5 protein-coding genes and 1 pseudogene are annotated in these 6,931 nt (G+C 72.6%); 2 read left to right on the top strand and 4 right to left on the bottom strand.

The window, feature by feature from the left end; all coding sequences use genetic code 11:
• Nucleotides 1-443 precede the first annotated feature (443 nt).
• On the bottom strand, nucleotides 444-1,877 hold the full coding sequence (locus tag ABZ656_RS55075) for an NAD(P)/FAD-dependent oxidoreductase (RefSeq protein WP_101402388.1): 1,434 nt from the start codon (nucleotides 1,875-1,877) through the stop codon (nucleotides 444-446).
• A 135-nt stretch (nucleotides 1,878-2,012) separates the two neighbouring features.
• Between ABZ656_RS55075 and trxA the strand changes: the two genes are divergently transcribed.
• Nucleotides 2,013-2,399, top strand: coding sequence for a thioredoxin (trxA, locus tag ABZ656_RS55070; RefSeq protein ID WP_054231635.1), 387 nt, complete (start codon nucleotides 2,013-2,015; stop codon nucleotides 2,397-2,399).
• A gap of 45 nt (nucleotides 2,400-2,444) precedes the next feature.
• Here the strand turns inward: trxA and ABZ656_RS55065 are convergent, their stop codons facing one another.
• The 3 genes from ABZ656_RS55065 to ABZ656_RS55055 form a co-directional block, all read right to left on the bottom strand.
• Complete coding sequence (locus ABZ656_RS55065) at nucleotides 2,445-3,881, bottom strand: aldehyde dehydrogenase family protein (protein ID WP_360279864.1); 1,437 nt, start codon at nucleotides 3,879-3,881, stop codon at nucleotides 2,445-2,447.
• A gap of 44 nt (nucleotides 3,882-3,925) precedes the next feature.
• A complete protein-coding gene (locus ABZ656_RS55060; protein WP_101402386.1) occupies nucleotides 3,926-5,104 on the bottom strand; it encodes a 4-hydroxybenzoate 3-monooxygenase in 1,179 nt (392 codons plus the stop codon).
• 76 nt (nucleotides 5,105-5,180) lie between these two features.
• The gene (locus tag ABZ656_RS55055) at nucleotides 5,181-6,215 is read right to left on the bottom strand and encodes a LacI family DNA-binding transcriptional regulator (protein ID WP_101402385.1); all 1,035 of its coding nucleotides are present in this window, start codon (nucleotides 6,213-6,215) and stop codon (nucleotides 5,181-5,183) included.
• Between the two features lie 170 nt (nucleotides 6,216-6,385).
• Between ABZ656_RS55055 and ABZ656_RS55050 the strand changes: the two are divergent.
• A pseudogene (locus ABZ656_RS55050) lies at nucleotides 6,386-6,835 on the top strand (amidase family protein); the annotation flags it as partial.
• Nucleotides 6,836-6,931: the final 96 nt, after the last annotated feature.

Below are 6,931 nucleotides of genomic sequence, written 5' to 3'. Positions count from 1 at the left end.
GCGGGCCATTCGGTCCCGGCCCCGGCGGCCCAGTCCCCGGCGGCCGAACCGCCGAGGCCCGAACGACCGGCCCTGGCCGGTCGATCCAGCCGACCGAACCCGAAACCGACGGGGCCTCAACCCCGCCAAGCCCCGACTACCCGAACGACCGGGCCCACCCCGTCAGTCCCGGACGGCCGAACCCCGAAGCGACCGAATCCCAAAACCGTCGGGACCCGAACGGCGGACGCCGAACAGGTGAATCCCGCCGGTCGGTCCCGGAGGGCCGGTACCCACGCCCTCGGCGCTCAGGCCGCCGACGCTCCCACGACCGGTCCTGGCCCGTCGATCCCAGGCGGCCGTACCCGAACGACCGGCGTCGGCCACTCAGTCCCAGGTGGCCGCACCCGGACCTCGGCCTCCCGGGTACGGCCACTCGCCCCAGGCGTCCGCCGGAGCGTCGGCTACGCGTCCCGGTACATCTCCAGCAGCCGGAGCCATACCTCGCTCACGGTCGGGTACGACGGGACCGCGTGCCACAGGCGGCTGATCGGGACCTCGCCGGCGATGGCGATCGTCGCCGAGTGGATCAGTTCGCCCACGCCGGGGCCGACCAGGGTGAGGCCCACCAGGATCTCGCGGTCGATGTCGACGACCATGCGGGCCTTGCCGCGGTAGCCGTCCGCGTACAGGCCCGCGCCCGCCACGGAGGACATGTCGACGTCGACGGCGCGGACGCGCAGGCCCGCGCGCTCGGCCTCGGCGAGGGAGATGCCGACGGCCGCGGCTTCCGGGTCGGTGAAGACGACCTGGGGGACGGCCCCGTGGTCGGCGGTCGCCGAGTGCGCGCCCCAGGGATCGGTCTCAAGGAGAGGCACCCCGGCGGCACGGGCGGCGATGGCGGCGCCCGCGATCCGGGCCTGGTACTTGCCCTGGTGGGTGAGGAGCGCGCGGTGGTTCACGTCGCCGACCGCGTACAGCCAGTCGCTGCCGGTCACCCGCAGGCTGTCGTCGACGTCGAACCACGAGCCCGGCTCAAGCCCGATCGTGTCGAGGCCGAGGTCGTCGGTGCGGGGCACGCGCCCGGTGGCGAAGAGGATCTCGTCGGCCTCGATGCGGTCACCGGTGTCGGTGAGGGCCACCACGGTGGAGCCCTCGCGCGTCACCGCGGTCACCGAGGTGGCGGTGCGGACGTCCGCGCCTGCCTCCTTCAGCGACTCGGCGACCAGCTCACCGGCGAAGGGCTCCATACGGGGCAGCAGTCCCGCGCCGCGGACGAGGACGGTGACCTGGGAGCCGAACGCCTGCCAGGCCGTGGCCATCTCGACGGCGACGACGCCACCCCCCACCACGATGAGCCGGCCCGGCGCCTCGTGCGCGCTGGTGGCCTCACGGCTGGTCCAGGGCCGGACCTGGTCGAGCCCCGGCAGGTCGGGGAGCAGGGCACGGGTGCCGGTGCAGACGGCGACGGCGTGCCGGGCCGTGAGCACCTGCCGCTCGCCGTCGGGCCCGTCGACGGTCACCTTGCGCGGCCCGGCGAGGCGCCCGTGTCCGCGGTACAGGACGGCGCCGATGCCGTCGAGCCAGCCGACCTGTCCGTCGTCCTTCCAGTGGGAGGTGTAGTAGTCGCGGTGGGCGAGGACCGCGGGGACGTCGAGGGGGCCCTGCACCGCCTGGCTGAGGCCGGGCACGCGGCGGGCGTCGGCGCGGGCGATGACCGGGCGCAGGAGGGCCTTGCTGGGCATGCAGGCCCAGTACGAACACTCACCGCCGACCAGCTCGCTCTCCACGACCGCGGTGGAGAGGCCGGCCGCGCGGGCGCGGTCGGCGACGTTCTCCCCCACGGGCCCGGCCCCGAGCACCACGACGTCGTACACGATGGATTCCGTTTCCGTCATGGGCACAGTCTGGTTGTTGGTGTGCGCGGTGGCCACACGGGTACGCGCGCGGAATACGCCGCCCAGGGGCGGCGTTGTGCACACCGGCTTCGCCCCGAGGCCCGAGGCCCGACATCAGGAAGAGGTAGTCACGCCATGAGCAGCACGATGGAGCTGACCAAGGAGAACTTCGACCAGACGGTCACGGACAACGAGTTCGTGCTGATCGACTTCTGGGCCTCCTGGTGCGGGCCGTGCCGTCAGTTCGCCCCGGTCTACGAGAAGGCCGCGGAGGCCAACCCGGACCTGGTGTTCGCGAAGGTCGACACGGAGGCACAGCCCGAGCTGGCCGCCGCCTTCGACATCCAGTCGATCCCGACGCTGATGATCGTCCGCGACCAGGTCGCGATCTTCGCCCAGCCCGGGGCGCTGCCCGAGGCCGCCCTGACGGACGTCATCGGACAGGCCCGGAAGCTGGACATGGACGAGGTCCGCAAGTCCATCGCGGAGCAGCAGGCCAAGCAGGCTCCGCAGGGCGAGTAGGTCCACAGGGGCGCACGAACGAGTAAGTCCGCACAACCCCTTCCGTCAGAACGGGTACGGCGCCACATCCCCGCGCACCGTCGTCCAGCGCACGTCGGTGAAGGCCTCCAGGTTGGCCTCACCGCCGAAGCGGGCGCCGGTGCCGGAGGCGGCGATCCCGCCGAAGGGGGCCACGGCCTCGTCGTTGACGGTCTGGTCGTTGATGTGGGCGATCCCGGTCGGGATGCGCTCGGCCAGCTCCAGGCCGCGCGCGGTGTCCCGGGTGACGATGCCCAGTGCGAGGCCGTAGGGCCCCGCGGCGGCGAGGGCCGCGGCCTCGTCGGCGTCCGCGAAGGACCGTACGGGCGCCACCGGGCCGAAGACCTCCTCGGCGTACGCGGGCGTCGCGTCGCCGACTCCCGCCAGGACCGTCGGGCGGTAGAAGAGCCCCTCGTGCGTGCCGCCGGCCGCGAGTTTCGCGCCGCGCGCCGTGCTGGACTCCACCAGCCCCTGGATCTTGGCGAGTTGGGCGCTGTCGATGATGGGCCCGAGATGCACCTGCTCGCGGTGCGGGTCACCCACGGCCAGCGAGTCGGCCTTGGCGGCGAGCCGCTCGACGTACTCCTCGTAGAGGGAGGCGTGGACGAGGTGGCGGCCCGTCGTCATGCAGATCTGGCCCTGGTGGAAGAACGAGCCCCACGCGGCCGTGGAGATGACCGCGTCGATGTCGGCGTCCTCCAGGACGATCAGCGCCGAGTTGCCGCCCAACTCCAGGTGGGCGCGCTTGAGGAGACGGCCCGCCGCCTCGCCCACCGCGCGTCCGGCGGCGGTCGAGCCGGTGAAGGAGATCACCGGTACGTTCGGGTCGGCGACCAGCGCCTGACCCGCCTGCGGACCGCCGGGCAGGACGTGCAGCAGGCCCTCCGGGAGCCCCGCCTCGGCGAAGACGGCGGCGAGCGCGAGACCGCCGCAGACGGCGGTGCGCGGATCCGGCTTCAGGACGACGGCGTTGCCGAGTGCGAGCGCCGGGGCCACCGAGCGGATCGAGAGGATCAGCGGGGCGTTGAAGGGGGAGATCACGCCCACCACACCGACCGGGACGCGTCGGGTGTACGACAGGCGCGGCGCCTCGGAGGGGAGGATCTGGCCGCTGGGGCGGGAGGCGAGGGCGGCGGCCTCGTAGCACTCCTGGGCCGCGACGTGCAGTTCGAAGTCGGCCTTGCCCGGGATCGAGCCGGACTCGCGCACGAGCCATTCGCGCAGTTCGTCGGCGTGCGCGGCGAACAGGTCGCCGGCCTTGCGCAGCACGGCGGCGCGGACGAAGTGCGGCGCCTTCGCCCACTGCGCCTGGGCGGTGCGGGCGTCCCGCGCGGCCGTGGCGACGTCCTCGGCGGCGGCGAGCGTGACCGTGGCCAGCGTCTCGCCGGTGGCGGGTTCGATGACGGCGTACTCACCGCCCGCCAGGGTGCGGGACTGCCAGGTCTTGGGGTCGAGCAGCGGCATGTCGGCTCTCCGATCGTTCACTGTTCGCCACCGGGACTCACGGTTCACGGTCCCAGTGGCAGTCCCGTGTAGTTCGCGGCCAGTTCGGCGGCCGCGTGGCGGGATGCCGTGATCCGGCGCAGCCGGGCGAGCTGGATCCGGTGGTCGAAGACATCCCCATTTGGTTGAGCGTGCAACATCCTAGTCATGTCGTACGAGAAACGCGTGGCCTGCCACACCCGCTCGAGACACAAGTCCGAGTAGTGGTCCAAGAGTTGGGTCGACCCCGTGCGCTGCGACTCGATGAGTCCGCGGGCCAGCACCCGTACGTCGGAGACGGCGAGGTTGAGACCCTTGGCGCCGGTCGGCGGCACGATGTGCGCGGCGTCCCCGGCGAGGAAGAGCCGGCCGTGACTCATCGGCTCGTGGACGTGACTGCGCATCGGTGTGACCGACTTGGAGGTGATGGGGCCGCGCCCCAGGCGCCAGCCGCCGTCGACCGCGAAGCGCGCGGCGAGTTCGTCCCAGACGCGCTCGTCGGGCCAGTCGGCGACATCGGTACCGTTCGGGACCTGCAAGTACAGCCTGGACACGGTCGGCGAGCGCATGCTGTGCAGAGCGAAGCCGCCGGCACCGCGCGCGTAGATCAACTCCTTGCCGGAGGGCGGCACATCGGCGAGGATCCCGAGCCAGGAGTACGGGTAGTCGTGCGCGTACGTACGGCTCCCGTCGGCGGGGAAGGCGTTCCGGGAGATGCCGTGGTGACCGTCGCATCCCACCACATAGGCACAGCTCAGGGCCTGTTCGCGGCCCTCGTGCACAAAGCGTACGACCGGCGCGTCGCTCTCCGGGCGCTCGACCGCGAGGGCCTCGGCCTCGAACAACAGCGGTGGCCCGGCGGCGAGTTGGAGGGCGATCAGGTCCCTCACGATTTCCGTCTGGGCGTAGATCGTGACGGTGCGGCCGCCGGTGAGGGCGGGAAAGTCGATGTGGTGGCGCTCGCGGTCGAAGCGCAGCTCGATGCCGTGGTGGATCAGGCCCTCGGCGTCCAGACGGTCGCCGGCTCCGCAGGCGCGCAGGGCGTCGACCGTGCCCTGCTCCAGCATCCCGGCGCGCTGGCGGTACTCGACATGGGCGCGCGACCTGCTCTCCAGCACGGCGCAGTCGATGCCGTCGCGGTGCAGCAGCCGGGCCAGCAGGAGCCCGGCGGGGCCGCCGCCGATGATGCCGACCGTGGTCCGCATGGCGCCTCCCGTACCTGATCAGGCCGCATCCGGTCCGAACGAGCCGGATGCGGCCGGGGACCAGCTACAGCCTCTCTCAGGTCGAGTCGCGGTGCACCACCCGCGCACCCAGTACCTCGTGGCTCTCGGGCGCCGCGCCCGGTTCGCGCACCACCCGGTCGACCAGTTCCGCGAGGTCGCGCCCGGACGGCAGTTCGATGTGGACGGTGCTGAGGCGGGGCCGCAGCAGTCGCCCGAGCATGAGGTCGTCGGCGCCGATGACGGCCGTCTCGTCGGGGATGCCGACGCCCTCCTCCTGGAGGGCGCGCATCAGCAGCATGGCGTACTCGTCGTTGTAGGCGAACACGGCGTCCAGGCCGAGCGAGCGCCAGCGCGCCGACAGCCGGGCGGCGGCCCCCTCCTCGTACGCGAGCGGCAGCGCGGTCGCCGTGGCGTCGGTGCCGGCCAGGGACCGGCGTACGCCGTCGAGCCGGGACCTGGAGAAGATCTCCAGGCCGGGTTCCTCGGGCACCACGACACCGATCCGGCGGCGGCCGCGGGCCAGCAGGTGGACGCCCGCGCTGTGGCCGACCTTGTCGTGGTCCATGAGCAGCGCGTGCGCGCCCTCGACACGCTCGGGGCCGAGGGTGACGACGGCACGGGCGCCGGAGCGCTTGAGGACGGCCACACCCTGCGGGCCGAGGTCGCTGCCGGGCACCAGCACGGCGACCGGTCGCAGCTCCGCCCAGGCGCGGGCGGCGTCGTCGCCGTGCAGGCCGACACTGCCGTACTGCACGACCGTGTAATCCAGACGGCCCAGCGCCCACTGAAGTTCGTTGAGGAACTGGCTGTAGAGCGGTCCCACGGGCACGCTCGGCGTCGGCATCAGGACCATACGGCTGTGTCCGGCGCGCAGGGAGCGGGCGGCGGCGTGCGGAACGTACCCGAGTTCCTTGGCCGCCTCGTGGACGCGGCGGCGGGTGGGCTCGCTGATCCGGACGGCGCTGGTGTTGTTCAGTACGTAGGAGACGGTGGCCCGGGAGACGCCCGCCAGGCGTGCGACATCGGCACTCGTCGGCACGGGTCGTTGTGCGGGCGTCGGCGGGACGGGCTGCTTCGGTATCTGCACCATGACGTCTCGCATCCTTGCAGAAACCCCGGGCGCCCCTTCGCGCCGGGGGAACCTCGTGGGCCCGTCATGCCGGAACACCCGCTTCCGCGAGGGAACTTCCGCATCTCGTGCGGGATGGTCCCTGGTGCGGTTACCGTGCGGTAGACGACGTGCTCCGGAGGTGGTCACGTATGACTCACGACCGTGCCGCAGGTCTGGCGGAGTGTGCGCGCGCTCTCGCCCACGGGGAGGTGAGCGCACGCGAGCTGGTCGAGCGGGCGCTCACCCGCATCGAGGCGACGCAGCACTCCCTGAACGCCTTCCGGGTGGTGCGCGCCGAAGCTGCGCTCGCCGAGGCCGACGCGGCGGACAGGGAACTCTCCGCAGGAGTGCGCAGGCCGCTGCTCGGGGTGCCGGTGGCGGTGAAGGACGACATGGACGTGGCCGGCGAGCCGACCGCGTTCGGCTGCCGGGGTGTGTTCCCGCCCGAGGCCGAGGACGGGGAGGCGGTACGGCGGCTGCGCGCGGCCGGCGCGATCGTCATCGGCAAGACCAACACCTGCGAGCTCGGCCAGTGGCCGTTCACCGAGGGGCCCGCCTTCGGCGCGACCCGCAACCCCTGGCACGCCGAGCACACCCCGGCCACCCGACGGCGAGGGTTACTTACCGTAGCAGTTTGGCGACTTAGGGTTCAAACTTGTAGCCGAGGCCACGCACCGTGACCAGGTACCGCGGCG

It is taken from the genome of Streptomyces sp. NPDC007095, assembly GCF_040634475.1.
Taxonomy (GTDB): domain Bacteria; phylum Actinomycetota; class Actinomycetes; order Streptomycetales; family Streptomycetaceae; genus Streptomyces.
The sequence above is the reverse complement of the archived record's forward strand: the minus strand, read 5'-3'. Positions and strand labels throughout refer to the sequence as shown.

Bases quoted from the DNA above. Each gene is read 5' to 3' on its own strand.
- ABZ656_RS55075 (WP_101402388.1), bottom strand. From the start codon at position 1,877: ATGACGGAAACGGAATCCATCGTGTACGACGTCGTGGTGCTCGGGGCC.
- trxA (WP_054231635.1), top strand. From the start codon at position 2,013: ATGAGCAGCACGATGGAGCTGACCAAGGAGAACTTCGACCAGACGGTC.
- ABZ656_RS55065 (WP_360279864.1), bottom strand. From the start codon at position 3,881: ATGCCGCTGCTCGACCCCAAGACCTGGCAGTCCCGCACCCTGGCGGGC.
- ABZ656_RS55060 (WP_101402386.1), bottom strand. From the start codon at position 5,104: ATGCGGACCACGGTCGGCATCATCGGCGGCGGCCCCGCCGGGCTCCTG.
- ABZ656_RS55055 (WP_101402385.1), bottom strand. From the start codon at position 6,215: ATGGTGCAGATACCGAAGCAGCCCGTCCCGCCGACGCCCGCACAACGA.